The sequence below is a fragment of the Streptomyces sp. T39 genome (genome assembly GCF_008042045.1).
Taxonomy (GTDB): domain Bacteria; phylum Actinomycetota; class Actinomycetes; order Streptomycetales; family Streptomycetaceae; genus Streptomyces.
The window spans coordinates 83,177-100,066 of sequence record NZ_RDBP01000016.1; the positions used below are offsets into that span (position 1 = coordinate 83,177).

Genomic DNA, 16,890 nt, shown 5'->3' on the forward strand with positions numbered 1-16,890 from the left:
GGCGCCCCCTCACTTGTCGCCGAGCGGCGGGGCGACCCCCTGGCCCGGTTCCACCACGTCGCGCCGGCCGGAGTCCGAGGCGTGGTCCAGCGAGGCCATCTCCGGGTGGTGCAGGTCGAACGCCGGGGATTCGCTGCGGATGCGGGGCAGGGTGACGAAGTTGTGCCGCGGCGGCGGGCAGGACGTCGCCCATTCCAGGGAGCGGCCGAAGCCCCACGGGTCGTCGACCTGGACCGGCTTGCCGTACTTGGCCGTCTTCCAGACGTTGTACAGGAACGGCAGCATCGACAGGCCCAGCAGGAACGAGCTGATCGTCGAGAAGGTGTTCAGCGCGGTGAAACCGTCGGCGGCCAGGTAGTCCGCGTACCGGCGCGGCATCCCCTCGGCGCCCAGCCAGTGCTGGACGAGGAACGTGCCCTGGAAACCGAGGAACAGCGTCCAGAAGGTCATCTTGCCGAGCCGCTCGTCCAGCATCTTGCCGGTGAACTTCGGCCACCAGAAGTGGAATCCGGAGAACATCGCGAACACCACGGTGCCGAAGACGACGTAGTGGAAATGCGCGACGACGAAGTACGAGTCGGAGACGTGGAAGTCCAGCGGCGGCGACGCCAGGATGACACCCGTCAGACCGCCGAAAAGGAAGGTCACGAGAAAGCCGATGGCCCACAGCATCGGTGTCTCGAAGGACAGCGACCCCTTCCACATCGTGCCGATCCAGTTGAAGAACTTCACACCGGTCGGCACCGCGATGAGGAAGGTCATGAAGGAGAAGAACGGCAGGAGTACGCCGCCCGTCACATACATGTGGTGCGCCCACACCGTCACCGAGAGGCCGGCGATCGCGATGGTCGCGCCGATCAGGCCGATGTAGCCGAACAGGGGCTTGCGGGAGAAGACCGGGATGACCTCGGAGATGATGCCGAAGAACGGCAGCGCGATGATGTACACCTCCGGATGGCCGAAGAACCAGAAGAGGTGCTGCCACAGCAGCGCGCCGCCGTTGCCCGCGTCGAAGACATGGGCGCCGAATTTCCGGTCGACCTCCAGGGTGAAGAGCGCGGCGGCCAGCACCGGGAAGGCCAGCAGGACCAGCACACCGGTCAGCAGGACGGTCCAGGTGAACATCGGCATCCGGAACATCGTCATACCGGGTGCCCGCATGCAGATGATCGTGGTGATGAAGTTGACCGCGCCGAGGATCGTGCCGAAGCCGGAGAAGGCCAGCCCCATGATCCACATGTCGGCGCCGACGCCCGGGGTGTGCTCCTGGTCGTTGAGCGGGGAATAGGCGAACCAGCCGAAGTCGGCCGCACCCTGTGGCGTGAGGAAGCCGGCGAGGGCGATCAGGGAGCCGAAGAGGTAGAGCCAGTAGGCGAACATGTTCAGCCGCGGGAACGCCACGTCGGGAGCGCCGATCTGCAGCGGCATGATCCAGTTCGCGAATCCGGCGAACAGCGGCGTCGCGAACATCAGCAGCATGACGGTGCCGTGCATCGTGAACGCCTGGTTGTACTGCTCGTTCGACATGATCTGCGTGCCGGGGCGGGCCAGTTCGGCGCGCATCACCAGCGCCATCGCGCCGCCCAGCAGGAACATCAGGAAGGAGGTCGACATGTACAGCGTGCCGATGGTCTTGTGGTCGGTGGTCGTCAGCCACCGGATCACCACATTGCCCGGCTCCCGCCGTTTGACGGGCAGCTCGTTCTCGTACGCATCCTCGTCCGCGACTGTGTTGATCGGTGAAGGCGACTCGGATACCACGTGAACTCCCCGCACAAGAGTGGGCCGTCTGGCTTCGCACAGATACAGCGGCAATCTATCGGCCGCGCCCCGCGAACAGGCTCCCAACATCGGCCGTCGGAGGGACGAAAAACCAGTACCACGCATTCGGGTGACATCCAGGGACGTGTATCGACGGGAAACCGTCCGCATTTCCTCGGGAGAAACGTATCGCTGTCGCATTTCCGATGAGATCACCGCGCCCCGGCCCCTGTGGACAGCGGGGTGGGCCGACGGCCGCCCCGGCCGGGGACCCCGCCGTCGCGGGCGGCCCTCGCGGTCATGGCGGCGACGGCTGCCGCTGACGTGGCGCGGAAGCCGAGCGGCGCGGCGCCGGTGCCCCCGTCGGCCCGGAACCGGCGCCGGTCCGCCTCGCCGGACGTGGCGACGCGCACCGGGACGCGCAGCCGACCGCGCATCCGGTGTGGCCGCGCCGGGCCCGTCCGGCGGGGTCCGCCGCCGTGGCGGACGCCACTCCGCGGACGTGTCGCACGTCATGGTCCCGGGGCGGCCGTCGCCGTAGCGTCGCGTGCCGGGACACGTACGGAAGCGACCTCGGATGCCTGCGGTGCACACAGACCTCTCCCCGCTGATAGCGGCGACCACACGGTGGCTCACCGGCGCCTACCCCTCGCCGGGCGGCGCCGCGTCGCGGGCGCTGTGCGAGGTCCAGGCCCGCCAGGCGGTGACCGTCGCGGCTCGCCTGCGCTACCCGACGTCCGTCGACGCCGCCCTGGTCGCCATGGCAGGGCCCGGCGGCTCCGCCCGGCTCGACACGGTCGCGGGGGCGCACGGGGCCGCTGCCGTCGGGGTCCAGGCCTGGCGCAGCTGGGTGGACGAGGTGGTCGCCAGCTGGGCGGCCTGCCTGCTGAGCTCGCCCGCCCTGGCCGGAGCCGCGGTCGACGCCCTCGGCGACGACGCGCGGGCCGGATTCCGGCGTCTGACGGCACCTGCGGCGCGCGATCTGGCCGCGGCGGCGCTGCTGCGCCACCCCGACCTCGTCGGGCCGGTGGCCGCTTTGCACCGCGGTGGCCTCGACGGCCGGCTGGGCCGGGGCCCCGCCCTGGCCTGCTGACGCCTCTCCCCCGCCGCCCGCCGGGACCGGCGGCGGAGGGCGGCGGCGCGCCGGGCCGTGTCAGCCGAGCGGGGCGACGCGGTCGCGCAGGGCCATGAGCGCGGGGGCGTACATCCGGGACTTGATGGTGCCGAGGGTGGCCCCTGCCTTGGCGACCAGTGCCGAGGCGAGCTCCACCGCGGTGTCGCGGACGGCCGCCTCCTCCACCGCCCGGTCCACGACGGCCGCGGCGAGGGCGTCGTGGCCTCCGAAGCGGCGCGCGGTCGTCATGGCCTCGTGCGCGGTCTGCGGCGTGAGCCTGGCCTGGATGAGCGCGGACATGCCGGGGGTGAACGGGATGTCGATGTCCGCCTCGGGCAGGCACCAGTAGCCCCGGTCCGCGCGCATCACGCGGAAGTCGTGCGCCAGGGAGAGCATGGCCCCGGCGGCGAAGGTGTGGCCCTGGAGGGCGGCCACCGTGATCACCGGCAGGGAGAGCATCCTGGCGAGGAGCTCGTGGACGGAGACGACGTAGTCCTGGTGCTGGTCGGCGTGGGCGAAGAGCCACTCCAGGTCGAGCCCGTTGGACCAGAACTTGCCGGTGGCGGTGGTGACGAGGGCCCGGGGCCCCTCGGCCTTCTCCACCTCGTCGAGCGCGGCATCGACCGCGGCGATCCAGTCGGGGTGGAAGCGGTTCTCGCCGTCCCCCAGGTCGAGCAGGTAGACGGTGTCCTGGCGGTCGAGCACGGGCATGGCGGCTCCCTCGGGCTGGGCGGCGGCGATCGGTGTGCCGGCAGGCCCGGGGACCGCCTGCGGCCCCCTCCGGGACGGCGCGGACGACGAACCTACCAGTCGGTAACTTATGCCGCCCGCCCCACCCCGCGCAAGAGCCCCGGCGGTCCCGGACCGACCCCCGGCCGCGACCGGGCCCCGGCACGGGCACCCGCGGTCAGCCTCGCGCCAGGGCCTCGGCGGCGAGGCGCCGACGGTGGGCGGTCACCGCGTCGGCGGTCTCCTCGGCGATCAGGTCGGCGTTGATCCGGGCCGCCGCCGCCGCGCCCGCCGCCGCGGCGCCCCCCACCTGCGCGACCGGATCCGTGACGTTGCCCGCGGCCCAGACACCCGGGACCTCCGTGCGTCCGGTCGCGTCGGCGGGGACGTGCTCGCCCGCACCCGAGGGGTGCTCCACCGCCCGGAGGCCGAGCTCGGCGAGGAATCCGGCGCGCGCCATCATCCGCGGCGCGACCACCACCGCCCCGGCGGCCACCGTCGTCCCGTCGGCGAGCCGCACACCCGTGAGCCGGTCACCGGCCGCCTCCAGTGCGGCGACCTCGCCCTCGACCACCCGGATCCCCCGCGCCGCGAGCTGCTCCGCCTCCTCGGCCGTCGGCGGTTCCACGGTGTGCGCGAAGTACGTGACGTCGTCGCTCCACTGCCGGAAGAGCAGCGCCTGGTGCACCGACATCGGCCCGGACGCCAGCACGCCGATGGCCCGGTCCCGCACCTCCCAGCCGTGGCAGTACGGGCAGTGGAGCACATCGCGGCCCCAGCGCTCGCGCACGCCGGGTACGTCCGGCAGCCGGTCGACCAGGCCGCTGGCCACCAGCAGGCGCCGCGCCCGCGCGGCCCGGCCGTCGGCGAGCCGGACGGCGAAGCCCTCGCCGTCCCGCTGCACCGAGGCGACCTCGCCGTCCACCACGTGCCCGCCGTAGCCGCGGACCTCGTCCCGCCCCCGCGCCAGCAGCTCGGCCGGCGTGACGCCCTCCCGGGCCAGCAGACCGTGCACGCCGCCGGCGGGCGCGTTGCGCGGGGCGCCCGAGTCGACGACCGCCACCGACCGCCTGGCCCGTGCCAGCATCAGGGCTCCGCTCAGCCCGGCCGCGCCGCCACCGAGCACCATCACGTCATAGCTGTTCGTCAGCCGATCGGTCACTGTGACCACCTCCGCGACGAGCATGCGGACAACGGCCGCCGTCCGGCAAACAGAGTTGCGGTTCCGGCAAACCCGGGGTCTACGGCGCGGCCGGGACCAGTCCGTCCGCCACCAGCCCGGTGAGCACGGCCTCACCGAGGGCGTGCACGGCGGACTGCGGGCGGACCATCACGGTGAACTCCTTGATCCGCCCGTCGTCGGCGAAGTGCAGGAGGTCGATGCCGTGGATCTCCCTGCCGCCGACGGCGGCCCGGAACACCAGGACCTCGGCGGGGGCGGCCGCCCCGTCGGTCCCCGTCTCCGCCGCGCCGGTGAACTCCCCCACGTACCGGAAGTCCTCGAACGTGCGCAGCAGCACACCGAAGAGGCCCAGCACCATGGGCCGACCCTCGAACGGGGTGAACTTCACCGGGCTGAAGAGGCGGATGTCCTCGGTGAACAGGTCCTCCAGCGCCGCGAGATCGCGGCTCTCGACGGCCGCGCGGAAGCGGTGGGCGGTGGTGGTCATGGCGTCTCCTCACCAGCGGGCGGGCACCGGCGGGCGGCCGCCGGGCATCGGCACGGGAATCCCGCGCGTCGCTACTCATCATTCAGAGTACTCATGGATATGAGTACCATGGGGGCCGTGGCCCGGGACAGCCCCGGGACGGAGAGGAAGCGGACCGGTGGCGTTGCGACATGCCGTCCTGGCGGCACTGCTCGACGAGGAGCTGAGCGGCTATCAGCTGGCGAAGGCGTTCGACCTCGGCGTGGCGAACTTCTGGCACGCCCAGCCGCAGCAGCTGTACGTCGAGCTGGCCCGGCTGGAGAAGGAGGGACTGATCACGGGCCGTGAGGTGGTGCAGGACAACCGGCCCAACAAGCGGCTCTTCCGGGTCACGGACGCGGGCCTCGCCGAGCTGGAGCGCTTCACGGCCACCGCCCCCAAGCCCTCCTTCATCCGCGACGACCTCGTGGTGATGGTCCAGGCCGCCGACCATGTCGACCCGGACGAGCTCATCCGCCAGCTCACCGAACGCGCCGTCTTCGCGCGGGCCAAGATCGACCTGTTCGACCGGCTGCTGCACGCCATGCGCGGTGACCGTTCCGAGGCCGAGTTCCTGCGCACGGGCACCCGCGTGGGGCCCTATCTGACGTGCCTGCGGGGGCTGGCCTTCGAGCGGGGCAATCTCGACTGGTGCGAGCGCACCGTCGCGGTCCTGCGCGAGCGGCCGCCCCGGCCCGAGTGACGCGTACGGCGCCCGGGCCGGGACACGTCAGGGGGCGACGCAGCCGATGGTCCGTCAACTGCGGTGCGTCGCACCGCACTTCGCGGACGCCGCACGGTGCGCCGAGGCGTGGGGCGGCCGTCGGGCGCGTCGCGTCGTCTGCCACAGTGTCGCCGTGCAGACCGCGCCCGGCGCCCGGGCGCTCCCGCCGTCCCACGCCTGGAGGCCCGCCATGACCGCACCCAGCACACCGGCTCGCAGACCCGGACTCCCGCCCGCCGTCCGCGCCTCGCTGATCAGCGGAGCCGTCGGCGGCGGGATCGGGGCCGTGATGAGCGCCCTCGTCAACCTCCTGGTCATCGGCATGCCGGACAGCGAGACGGTCAACGCCGTCAACCACGCCGTCTCCGGGCTCGTGAGCGGCTTCCTCGCCGGCTTCGCGGGCCTGTTCGCCCATCTGCGCCGCAAGCCCGCCGCACCGGAGGCCTGACGCCGGTGGCCGGACCGTCCGGTACGCGGCCGGCCGGCGCCCGTGCCCGGGCGCCGGCCGGTCAGGCCACCGGGGATCCGAGCGCGGCGAGGAGTTCGCGCTCACGGCCGGCGCTGAGGCCGGCGCGGCGGGGCCGGTCGAGCCCCTCCTCGCGCTCCCAGCGCAGGGTGTCCGCCACCAGTTCGGAGCGGGGGCGGTGGGTCAGCCCCGCCGCGACCGCCGCGGAGCCGTCACGGGCGCAGAAGCCCTCCCAGCCCGGTGCGACGATCCACAGGGGCAGCGACTCCTCCCCCATGAACTCGGCGACGCCCTGGTCGTGGAGCCACGTCGAGTCCGCCGGCACGACCGGGCCGGTGTGCCCGCCGGCCGCCCGGGACAGGGCGATCCACTCCTCGAAGGGCATGACCGGGCCGACCGCGTTGTAGGCACCGGTGGTGCCGCGGGCGGCCGAGTCGAGCAGCCAGGCGGCCAGGTCCCTGACGTCGATCACCTGGGTGGGCAGGCTGGGGGTGTCCGGCACCAGCAGGGGGTCCCGCGGGGCGCGCGCGGCGCGGGCCGCCCAGTAGCCGGTGCGGCACGAGTGGTCGCCCGGGCCGCCGATGAGACCGGCGCGCGCGATGAGCAGCCGGTCCCCCACGGCGGCGACCGACGCCTGCTCGCACGCGGACTTCGCCTCGCCGTACTCCTCGCGCCCCACCTCGGGCCGGTCGGTCGGCGGCAGCAGCGGCGCGGACTCGTCCGTGCCGGTCTCGGCGTGCGAGGCGTAGACGTTGCCGGAGGACACATAGCTCCAGTGACGGGCGCGCGGACCGAGCTGGGCGAGGGCGTCGCGCACGAACGCGGGCTGCCAGGACACCTCGACGACGGCGTCCCACGTCCGGTCCAGCAGCGGCGCGTACGCGCCGGGTTCACGCCGGTCGGCGGCGACGAGCTCCGCGCCGTCCGCCACGGCGCCGCTCTCGCCCCGCGCGAGGCAGGTCACCCGGTGCCCCCGCTCCAGGGCCAGTCGTGACACCTCGCGGCCCACCCATGCCGTGCCGCCCAGTACGAGAATCTCCATGTCCGCACTCAAGCACCCGCCCGAGCGCGTCTCCAAGCGGGTTCACCGAGAGCGGAGGAGCGGGTCACCCGGGGGCGGGACGCGGACGGAACGACCGGGCTCCGCACCGCCGGAGACGTCCGGGGCGGAGCCGTCCGCAGGGGGCCCACCCGGACGGACCCGCCCGGGCCCCACGCCCCCGGACACGGCCGGGCCGGAGCCGTCCGGCCGGGACGGACGACCGGGCGGCGCGGAGACGGCCGTCCGGGGCGCCGGGCGGACGGGAAAGGACCGGGCGCCTCGCCGCCGGACACGGCCGGGCCGGAGCCGCCCGTGCAGGGGCCCACCCGGACAGACCCGCCCGGGCCCCTGCGGACACGCCCCGACGGGGACGGCCGGGCACCTGCGGGGTCAGCGACGGGCGCAGGACCAGGCGCCCATGCCCTGGATGGCCGCGAGTCTCCTGGCCGTCGCGATCTGCTCCGACCGGGTGGCGAGGTCCGCCCGGGGCGCGTACCGGCGCCCGCCGGCGGCGACCCAGCTCGACTGGGTGAACTGGAGCCCGCCGTAATGCCCGTTGCCGGTGTTGGCGCGCCAGTCGCCGCCGGACTCGCACGCGGCGATGGCGTCCCAGTCCGTGGCGGCGGCGCGGGGGGCCGCGGCGTGCGCGGGGGCGCCACCGGCGGCCCCGGCCAGGGCGAGTGCGACGGCGGCGAGGGGACCGAGGAGGCGGGCCCGGCGGACGGAGGGCCGGACGAGGGACTGCTGACGGAACATCAGATGCCTTTCCCTGCAACGGTTCCCGCCCGGGACCGGGCGGTGCCCCCGACCCTAGGGTCGGGTTCCCGCCACGGCACGTGCTGTTGCGCCCATCGGGGAGGCCCCTCCCCCCGCCGCGTCCTGCATGCGGCCGGGGGCGCCGCCCGCCGGACGGCGCCCCGGCAGGTCAGCCGAGTTCGACCAGGAGGTCGCCGCCCTCCACCTGCTGGATCGGGTTGATGGCGAGGCGGCGCACCGTGCCGCCGCCGGGGGCGGTGATCGAGGCCTCCATCTTCATCGCCTCGATGGTGGCCACCGTGGCGCCGGCCTCGACGGTGTCGCCCTCCGCGACCGCGAGGGTCACCACCCCCGCGAACGGGGCCGCGACGTGGCCGGGGTTGCCCCGGTCGGCCTTCTCGGTCGCCGGGACGTCGGACGCGGCCGCCCTGTCCCGCACCTGGATGGGGCGCAGCTGGCCGTTGAGCGTGGACATCACGGTGCGCATGCCCCGCTCGTCCGCCTCGCCGATGGCCTCCAGCTCGATGAGCAGCCGCACGCCCGGTTCCAGGTCGACGGTGTACTCCTTGCCCGGGCGCAGACCGTAGAAGAAGTCCCTGCTGTCGAGCACGCTGGTGTCGCCGAACGCCTGACGGTGCGTGCCGAACTCCTTGGCCGGGCCGGGGAACAGCAGCCGGTTCAGCGTCGCGCGCCGGTCCTTCTCCAGCCCTCCGCGGTCGGCGGCGGACAGCTCCTGGACGGGCTTGGGGCCCGGCCGGCCCTTGAGGGCCCTGGTGCGGAACGGCTCGGGCCAGCCGCCGGGCGGGCTGCCGAGCTCGCCGTGCAGGAAGCCGATGACCGAGTCGGGCAGGTCGAAGGTGCCGGGATCCGCCTCGAAGTCCTTCGGCGACACGCCCGCGCCCACCAGGTGCAGCGCGAGGTCGCCGACCACCTTCGACGAGGGGGTCACCTTCACCAGCCGGCCGAGGATCCGGTCGGCGGCCGCGTACATCGCCTCGATGTCCTCGAAGCGGTCGCCGAGCCCGAGGGCGACGGCCTGGGTGCGCAGGTTGGAGAGCTGGCCGCCCGGGATCTCGTGGTGGTAGACCCGTCCGGTCGGGGACGCGAGGCCCGCCTCGAAGGGCGCGTAGACGCGGCGCACGGCCTCCCAGTACGGCTCCAGGTCGCCGACGGCCTGGAGGTCGAGCCCGGTCGGCCGGTCGGAGTGGTCGGTGGCGGCGACGATCGCCGAGAGCGACGGCTGCGAGGTGGTGCCGGCCATGGACGCCACCGCGCCGTCGACGGCGTCCGCGCCCGCCTGGATCGCGGCGAGGTAGGTGGCCAGCTGGCCGCCTGCGGTGTCGTGGGTGTGGATGTGCACCGGCAGGTCGAACTCCCTGCGCAGCGCGGAGACCAGCTTCGCGGCGGCGGGCGCGCGCAGCAGTCCCGCCATGTCCTTGACGGCCAGCACATGGGCGCCGGCGGCGACGATCTCCTCGGCGAGGCGCAGGTAGTAGTCGAGGGTGTACAGCGTCTCCGCGGGATCGGAGAGGTCGGACGTGTAGCAGAGCGCCACTTCGGCGACGGCCGACCCGGTCTCGCGCACCGCGTCGATGGCGGGGCGCATCTGGCCCACGTCGTTGAGGGCGTCGAAGATGCGGAAGATGTCGATGCCGGTGGCGGTGGCCTCCTCGACGAAGGCGGACGTCACCTCGGTCGGGTAGGGCGTGTAGCCCACGGTGTTGCGGCCGCGCAGCAGCATCTGGAGGCAGATGTTGGGCACCGCCTCGCGCAGCCGGGCGAGGCGCTCCCAGGGGTCCTCGGCGAGGAAGCGCAGGGCGACGTCGTAGGTGGCGCCGCCCCAGCATTCCAGGGACAGCAGCTGGGGGGTGGTGCGGGCCACCACCGGCGCCACGGCGAGGAGGTCCCGGGTGCGCACCCGGGTGGCCAGCAGCGACTGGTGGGCATCGCGGAAGGTGGTGTCGGTGACGCCGATCGTGGGCGACGCGCGCAGCCACCCGGCGAAGCCCTCGGGACCGAGCTCGGTGAGCTTCTGGCGGGAGCCGGCGGGAGGCTCGCCCGCCGGCAGGGCCGGCAGCTTCGTCGTCGCGTCGATGAGCCGGGGGCGCTCCCCGTGCGGCTTGTTGACGGTGACGTCGGCGAGGTAGGTGAGCAGCTTCGAGCCGCGGTCGGCGGAGTGCCGCGAGGTCAGCAGGTGGGGGCGCTGCTCGATGAAGGAGGTGGTGATGTCGCCGGCCTGGAAGTCGGGGTCGTCGAGCACCGCCTGCAGGAAGGGGATGTTGGTGGACACGCCGCGGATGCGGAACTCGGCGACCGCCCGCCGGGCGCGGCCCACCGCGGACGTGAAGTCCCGGCCCCGGCAGGTCAGCTTGACCAGCATCGAGTCGAAGTGCGCGCTGATCTCGGTGCCGGCGTGGGCGGTTCCGCCGTCGAGCCGGATGCCGGAGCCGCCGGGCGAGCGGTAGGCGCTGATCATGCCGGTGTCCGGGCGGAAGCCGTTGGCCGGGTCCTCGGTGGTGATCCGGCACTGGAGAGCGGCGCCGCGCAGCTGGATCGAGTCCTGGGTCAGTCCGAGGTCGGCAAGGGTCTCCCCGGCCGCGATGCGCATCTGGGCCTGGACGAGGTCGACGTCGGTGACCTCCTCGGTGACCGTGTGCTCCACCTGGATGCGGGGGTTCATCTCGATGAACACGTGCCGGCCCGACCGGTCGAGCAGGAACTCCACGGTGCCGGCGTTGCGGTAGCCGATCTCGCGGGCGAAGTTGACCGCGTCGGCGCAGATCCGCTCCCGCAGCTCCGGGTCGAGGTTGGGGGCGGGGGCGAGTTCGATCACCTTCTGGTGACGGCGCTGCAGCGAGCAGTCGCGCTCGAAGAGGTGGATGACGTTGCCCTCGCCGTCGGCGAGGATCTGCACCTCGATGTGGCGGGGTTCGACCACGGCCTTCTCCAGGAAGACGGTGGGGTCGCCGAACGCGGACTCGGCCTCGCGCGCGGCCGCCTCGATCGACTCGCGGAGCGCCGACGCGTCCTCCACGCGCCGCATGCCGCGTCCGCCGCCGCCGGCGACGGCCTTGACGAAGACCGGGAAGCCGAGGTCGTCGGCGGCCCGGACGAGCTCGTCGACGTCGGTCGAGGGCTGGGACGAGCCGAGCACGGGCACGCCCGCGGCCCGGGCGGCTGCCACGGCGCGCGCCTTGTTGCCGGTGAGTTCGAGCGTCTCGGCGTCCGGGCCGACGAAGGTGATGCCCGCGCGCTCGCAGGCGCGGGCCAGGTCCGGGTTCTCGGACAGGAAGCCGTAGCCCGGGTAGACCGCGTCCGCGCCCGCCCGGCGGGCGGCGTCCACGATCTGCTCCACCGAGAGGTAGGCCCGGACCGGGTGGCCGGGTTCGCCGATCTCGTAGGCCTCGTCGGCCTTCAGCCGGTGCAGGGAGTTGCGGTCCTCGTGCGGGAACACGGCGACCGTCCGCGCGCCCAGCTCAAAGCCGGCGCGGAACGCGCGGATGGCGATCTCCCCGCGGTTGGCGACGAGTACCTTGCGGAACATGCGCGATCCCTTCTGTCTGCCCTCTGCGACCGCGCCGCGGGGGCGGCGCGCTGCGGCGACGGCACGCCGCCCGGGCACGGCGGCCGGTCCGTGACCACCGATGTCGCCGGCGCCGTCCCGGTCCGCGGAGCGGCCCCGGTTCCGGTGCTGGCAGAGTAGAGGTTCCCCGCCGCGGCCTGTATGTGACCATGAGCACGCCGACGGGCAGGTGTGAAGGGCCCGGGACGGGTGAGGCGGGGCCCCGGGCGGCTGACGCCCGTGCGCGGTCGCGGCGGAGGGTCAGGCGTCCCGCCGGGGGCGGGTCGCCGTGACGATCCAGACGGCACCGGGGACGTGGACGCCGTCCGGGGTCTCGAACTCCCGGAGCGCCTCGCGCACCTCCGCGCGCACCCGGGCGACGGTGTCCGCGTCCACGTCGCGCAGGTTGTGGCGCGTCGGCCCCATCGCGAAGACGAAGGCGGCGGCGTCGTCGGCGTCGGCGCCGAGGGTCATGGGGCCGGAGCACGGCGCGATCCCGATGTCCGCGAACCCGGCCTGCGTCAGGATCTCGCGGATGCGCACGGGCTCCAGCAGCGAGCCCATGCCCCGGGCGGCGGGTGACGCCTCGCGCATGAAGGGGCCGAGGGCGGCGGTCGCCCTGCTCCAGGCACTGTCCGGGCCGCCGGGCTGGGGACCGAGGAAGGCGAGGCGGCCACCGGGCACGAGGGCGCCGCCCAGGTGGGTGAAGGCCGCCACGAGGTCCCCGAAGAACATCACCCCGCCCCGGCTGATGAGGACGTCGTAGCCGTCCCCGGGGAAGGGGTGCACCTGGGCGTCGCCCTGTTCGAAGGTGACGTTGCCGAGCCCCTCGGACGCGGCGTCGCGGCGGGCGCGTTCCAGCATCGGGGCGGAGATGTCGATGCCGACGACGTGCCCGCGCGGGGCGTGCCGTGCCGCGAGCCGGGTGGTCTGGCCGGTGCCGCAGCCGATGTCGAGGACCCGGTCGGCGGGGCGGATGCCCGCCGCCTCGAACAGGGGGGCGTTGAACGAGCCCATCATCCCGTCGTAGCGCTCCGGATGCTCGGCCCAGTGCACGCCCTCCCAGTCGTTCCATGCCTCGGCCTGCTGACGGTTGACGACGGTACCCACGGCTCACCCTGCTTCACTGGACTGTCCTTCTGGAACATTTCTCCAGAAAACGACCCTAGAGAGCCGCCGGACGCCCCACCGGCCACGGCACGCCGACGTCACTCCCCAGGGGCCAACGCGCCCGCACCCGCCGGCGACACGGGCAGGACACCGCGGATCGCGCAAAGTCTTGCGGAAAGAATCTGCACGATCTTGCCAGCGGGGTGGGGCCCTGCTTGACTCACCGTCACGCGGGGCGGCCGGACGCCGCCCCCGCGAAGCCGTCGGGGAGGAACAGCGGTGAGCAGCGAAGAGCACGACGTCCTCGTCCTGGGCGGCGCGGGGGTCGACACGATCGTCTACGTCCCGCAGCTGCCGCTCCCCTACGCGGACAGCTACATGATCGGCTCCGGAATCGAGACCCGCGCCGGCCAGACCGGCGACTTCGTCGCCCTCGGCCTGAGCTCGCTGGGGCTGCGGACCCACCACCTGGACATGGTCGGCGACGACGGGCCGGGCGAACTGGTCCGGGCGTTCCACCGGGAGCACGGCATCGCCCTGACCGAGGTCCCCGTCGCGGCGGGCACCAAGCGCGCGGTGAACCTGGTCGGGCCCGACGGCCGCCGGCTGTCGCTGTACGACGGCACCCGCGCGGACGCGGACGGCCGGGTGCCGGAGGCGACGGTCCGGACGCTCGCCGGGGCGAGCCGGCACGTCCACGTCTCCATCACCCAGCCGTGGGCGTCCGCCCTCCCCCTGCTGCGGGAGTCCGGGGCCATGGTCTCCACCGACCTGCACGACTGGGACGGCACCGACGCCTATCACGAGGCGTTCGCCTTCGACGCCGACGTCGTCTTCCTGTCCACGACGGCGCTGAGCGACCCCGAGGCGACGATGCGCCGGATCGCGGAGCACGGCAGGGCACGTGCCGTCGTCGCGACGGCGGGGGCACAGGGCGCCCGTCTGCTCGCCGGCGGGGTGCTGACCCACGTCCCCGCCGTCGCACCGCACGCGCCCGTGGTCGACTCCAACGGTGCCGGGGACGCCTTCGCCGCCGCCTTCCTCTTCGGCCTGCTGGCGGGCGAGCCGCTGTCCCTGTGCGCGCGCTACGGCGCCGTCGCCGGGGCGTACGCCTGCACGGTTCCGGCGACGCGCGCGCAGTGCATCGGCCGGGACGACCTGCTGCGCGGCGCGGCGCGGGTCCCCGCCGTCCGGCCGGCCGGCTGACCGGACCGGATCCGGCGCCCGCCGGCCCGGGACGACGCGCCGCAGGACGGGACGACCGGTTGCCCGGCCCCGGAGCGGGAAGCTGCCACAGTGGCGCATGCGCGGTTCCGGCCGGTACGGACGGGTTCGGACCGGTGGCGGCGGCCGATCGGCGAAAGGTGGCAGGCGTGACGTCCCCCAGCGGGCCCTCGGCGAACGGGGCAGGAACGACGGCGGGGGACGGCACCCCGGGGCGCGACCAGCGCTGGAAGGCACTCGCGGTGTGCCTGATCGCCGGTTTCATGACCCTGCTGGACGTGTCGATCGTCAATGTCGCGCTGCCGTCCATCCGCGAGGGTCTCGACGCCTCGGAGTCGGTGCTCCAGTGGGTGCTGTCCGGCTACGCGCTGGCCTTCGGCCTGGTCCTCGTGCCCGCCGGGCGGCTGGGCGACGCGCGGGGCCGCCGGGCGGTGTTCATGGTGGGGCTGGTGCTGTTCACGCTCGCCTCGGCGGCCTGCGGAGCGGCACAGTCCGGGACCTGGCTGGTCGTCGCCCGGGTGGCCCAGGGGTTCGCCGGCGGTCTGGTGACACCGCAGATCTCGGCGCTGATCCAGCAGATGTTCACCGGGGCCGAACGCGGGCGCGCCTTCGGCATGTTCGGCACCGTGGTGGCCGTCTCCACGGCCGTCGGGCCGCTGCTCGGCGGACTCCTCATCCAGTTCGCCGGGGCCGAGCACGGCTGGCGCTGGGTCTTCTACGTCAACCTCCCGCTCGGGGCGGTCTGTCTGGTGCTCGCCGCACGGCTGCTGCCGGACACCCCGTCGGCGGGGCGGCTGACCCTGCGCCGCCTCGACCCGGTGGGGGTGGTCCTCCTCGGAGCCGGCCTGCTGGCCCTGCTGCTGCCGTTCGTCCAGGCCCAGCAGTGGCCAGGATCCCGCAAGTGGCTGCTGCTGCTCGTGGCGGGAGTCCTGCTCGGGGCCTTCGCCCGCTGGGAGCGCCGCTGGGCGCACCGGGGCGAGGAGCCGGTGATCGACCTGACGCTGTTCCGGGTGCGCGGCTACTGGCTGGGATGCCTGCTGATCACGTTCTACTTCGCCGGGTTCACGTCCATCTTCTTCATCAGCACGCTGTACCTCCAGAACGGCCTCGGCTTCAGCGCCCTGCTCGCGGGTGCGGCGCTCACCCCGTTCGCCGTGGCGTCGGGTGTGTCGTCGACCGTGGGCGGGCGGCTGGTCGGCCGCTTCGGGCGGCCGATGATCGCCACCGGGCTGGCCCTGGTCGCCGTCGGTCTCGCGGGCACGGCACTCGCCGTCCACTTCGTCCCCGGGAAGGCGGTGGGCTGGGCCATGGCCGCGCCCCTGCTCGTCGCCGGTCTCGGCAGCGGGCTGGTGATCTCGCCGAACCAGACGCTCACCCTGGCGGAGGTGCCCGTGGGCCGGGCGGGCAGTGCGGGCGGGACGCTCCAGACGTCGCAGCGGGTCGGCTCGGCGATCGGGATCGCCGCGGTCGGCGCGGTGTTCTTCGCGCACCTCGGGCCCGACCGGTGGGCCGACGCCTACGACGCCGGGCTGATCGTCTCGGTGGCCTTCGTCGTCGCGGCGCTGGTCATCGCCCTCACGGACGTCCTCGGCGGCCGGCGGCCCGGCCGCGACGCCTCCCGGCGGACGGAGAGGCCGGGCACCTCCTCCCGGCGCGCCTGATCCCCCGGCGGCGCCGGGGAGAGCGGGGATCCGGCGCCCCCGCCCTCCCCGGCGGGTGCGGGGCGGGCCGTGACATCCTCGCGGGGTGCCGGGCGCCGCACCCTCCCGCCGGCGGACACGTGCGGTGCCGCCCCGCCGGCGGCCGCCCGGGCCGCCGCCCAGCGAAAGGTCCCCGCGTCATGAACCTGCCTCCCACTGGTCGCCGCGTCCTGGTCACCGGTGCCGCACGAGGTCTCGGCAGGGCCCTGGCCCACGTGTTCGCCGCGAACGGCGACCGGGTCGCCGTCCACTTCGGGAGCCGTGAGGAGGAGGCGCGCGCCACCCTCCGGTCGCTGCCGGGCGACGGGCACGTCCTCGCCGGCGGGGACCTCTCGGACCCGGCGGGCGCCGCCGCGGTGGCCGCGCTGGCGACGGCGGGGCTGGGCGGCATCGACGTCCTCGTGAACAACGCGGCGGTCAACGAGCGGCACCCGCTCGCCCATACCCCGTACGACGTCTGGGCCGAGACCTGGCAGCGGCACCTGTCGGTGAACGTGCTGGCCGCCGCCTGCCTCAGTCATCTGGCGGCCCGGGGCATGATCGAGGCGGGCACCGGCGGGCGGATCGTCAACATCGGTTCGCGCGGGGCGTTCCGCGGCGAGCCCGACCATCCGGCGTACGGGGCGACCAAGGCGGCGCTGCACGCGCTGGGCCAGTCGCTCGCCGTCTCCCTCGCCCCCCACGGGATCGGGGTGGCGTCCGTCGCCCCCGGCTTCTTCGCCACCGAACGGGTGGCCCACCGGCTGCGGGGCGCCGAGGGCGAGGCCATCGCGGCCCAGAGCCCGTTCGGCAGGGTGGGCACGGCCGGAGAGATCGCGGACGCCGTGCTGTGGCTGGCGTCCCCGGCGGCCGAATGGGCGTCGGGGACGGTGCTCGACCTGAACGGCGCGTCCCACCTGCGCACCTGATGTGCCCGGCGAGGTGTTCCGGGCCGGGGCTCCGCGGTGGACGGACGCTCGGTCGGACCGCCTCCGGGCGGGACGCCTCCGGGCGGGACGGCTCCGGGCGGGACGG

General features: G+C 74.3%; 14 protein-coding genes. 6 read left to right on the plus strand and 8 right to left on the minus strand.

The features are described 5' to 3' along the window. Nucleotides 1-9: 9 nt before the first annotated feature. Nucleotides 10-1,851 (minus strand): cytochrome c oxidase subunit I, encoded by a 1,842-nt coding sequence (gene ctaD / locus EAO77_RS19035; protein ID WP_410088598.1) that lies wholly within the window; start codon nucleotides 1,849-1,851, stop codon nucleotides 10-12. Between the two features lie 487 nt (nucleotides 1,852-2,338). On the opposite strand from ctaD, the gene EAO77_RS19040 reads away from it, so the two are divergent. Beyond that, a complete protein-coding gene (locus tag EAO77_RS19040; RefSeq protein WP_147989487.1) occupies nucleotides 2,339-2,854 on the plus strand; it encodes a hypothetical protein in 516 nt (171 codons plus the stop codon). A gap of 60 nt (nucleotides 2,855-2,914) precedes the next feature. On the opposite strand, the gene EAO77_RS19045 is transcribed toward EAO77_RS19040, so the two are convergent. From EAO77_RS19045 to EAO77_RS19055, 3 genes are all read right to left on the minus strand, one after another. Beyond that, on the minus strand, nucleotides 2,915-3,586 hold the full coding sequence (locus tag EAO77_RS19045; protein ID WP_147989488.1) for an enoyl-CoA hydratase-related protein: 672 nt from the start codon (nucleotides 3,584-3,586) through the stop codon (nucleotides 2,915-2,917). Nucleotides 3,587-3,782: 196 nt separating this feature from the next. Next, entirely contained in the window at nucleotides 3,783-4,790 is a 1,008-nt protein-coding gene (locus EAO77_RS19050; protein WP_147989489.1) for an NAD(P)/FAD-dependent oxidoreductase, read from the minus strand. 55 nt (nucleotides 4,791-4,845) lie between these two features. Next, on the minus strand, nucleotides 4,846-5,274 hold the full coding sequence (locus tag EAO77_RS19055) for a nuclear transport factor 2 family protein (RefSeq protein WP_147989490.1): 429 nt from the start codon (nucleotides 5,272-5,274) through the stop codon (nucleotides 4,846-4,848). A gap of 157 nt (nucleotides 5,275-5,431) precedes the next feature. Here EAO77_RS19055 and EAO77_RS19060 point away from each other — a divergent pair, with 157 nt between their 5' ends. Together EAO77_RS19060 and EAO77_RS19065 are read left to right on the plus strand one after the other, a co-directional pair. Further along, entirely contained in the window at nucleotides 5,432-5,995 is a 564-nt protein-coding gene (locus EAO77_RS19060) for a PadR family transcriptional regulator (RefSeq protein ID WP_147989491.1), read from the plus strand. 211 nt (nucleotides 5,996-6,206) lie between these two features. Beyond that, nucleotides 6,207-6,464, plus strand: coding sequence for a hypothetical protein (locus tag EAO77_RS19065; protein ID WP_147989492.1), 258 nt, complete (start codon nucleotides 6,207-6,209; stop codon nucleotides 6,462-6,464). 61 nt (nucleotides 6,465-6,525) lie between these two features. Here the strand turns inward: EAO77_RS19065 and EAO77_RS19070 are convergent, their stop codons facing one another. The 4 genes from EAO77_RS19070 to EAO77_RS19085 all read right to left on the minus strand — a co-directional run bounded on the left by EAO77_RS19070 (nucleotide 6,526) and on the right by EAO77_RS19085 (nucleotide 12,952). Continuing rightward, nucleotides 6,526-7,524, minus strand: a complete 999-nt coding sequence (locus EAO77_RS19070) for an NAD-dependent epimerase/dehydratase family protein (protein ID WP_147989493.1) — start codon at nucleotides 7,522-7,524, stop codon at nucleotides 6,526-6,528. 390 nt (nucleotides 7,525-7,914) lie between these two features. After that, nucleotides 7,915-8,280, minus strand: a complete 366-nt coding sequence (locus EAO77_RS19075) for a transglycosylase family protein (protein WP_147989494.1) — start codon at nucleotides 8,278-8,280, stop codon at nucleotides 7,915-7,917. A gap of 169 nt (nucleotides 8,281-8,449) precedes the next feature. Then, nucleotides 8,450-11,824 (minus strand): pyruvate carboxylase, encoded by a 3,375-nt coding sequence (locus EAO77_RS19080; RefSeq protein WP_147989495.1) that lies wholly within the window; start codon nucleotides 11,822-11,824, stop codon nucleotides 8,450-8,452. Nucleotides 11,825-12,103: 279 nt separating this feature from the next. Then, nucleotides 12,104-12,952, minus strand: coding sequence for a class I SAM-dependent methyltransferase (locus tag EAO77_RS19085; protein WP_147989496.1), 849 nt, complete (start codon nucleotides 12,950-12,952; stop codon nucleotides 12,104-12,106). Between the two features lie 279 nt (nucleotides 12,953-13,231). Between EAO77_RS19085 and EAO77_RS19090 the strand changes: the two genes are divergently transcribed. The 3 genes from EAO77_RS19090 (at nucleotide 13,232) to EAO77_RS19100 (ending at nucleotide 16,784) form a co-directional block, all read left to right on the plus strand. After that, nucleotides 13,232-14,158 (plus strand): PfkB family carbohydrate kinase, encoded by a 927-nt coding sequence (locus EAO77_RS19090; protein ID WP_147989497.1) that lies wholly within the window; start codon nucleotides 13,232-13,234, stop codon nucleotides 14,156-14,158. Nucleotides 14,159-14,325: 167 nt separating this feature from the next. Beyond that, nucleotides 14,326-15,837: an MFS transporter gene (locus EAO77_RS19095; protein WP_261994022.1), complete on the plus strand. Its 1,512-nt coding sequence runs from the start codon at nucleotides 14,326-14,328 to the stop codon at nucleotides 15,835-15,837. Between the two features lie 179 nt (nucleotides 15,838-16,016). Continuing rightward, nucleotides 16,017-16,784, plus strand: coding sequence for an SDR family NAD(P)-dependent oxidoreductase (locus EAO77_RS19100; RefSeq protein WP_147989498.1), 768 nt, complete (start codon nucleotides 16,017-16,019; stop codon nucleotides 16,782-16,784). Nucleotides 16,785-16,890 lie beyond the last annotated feature (106 nt).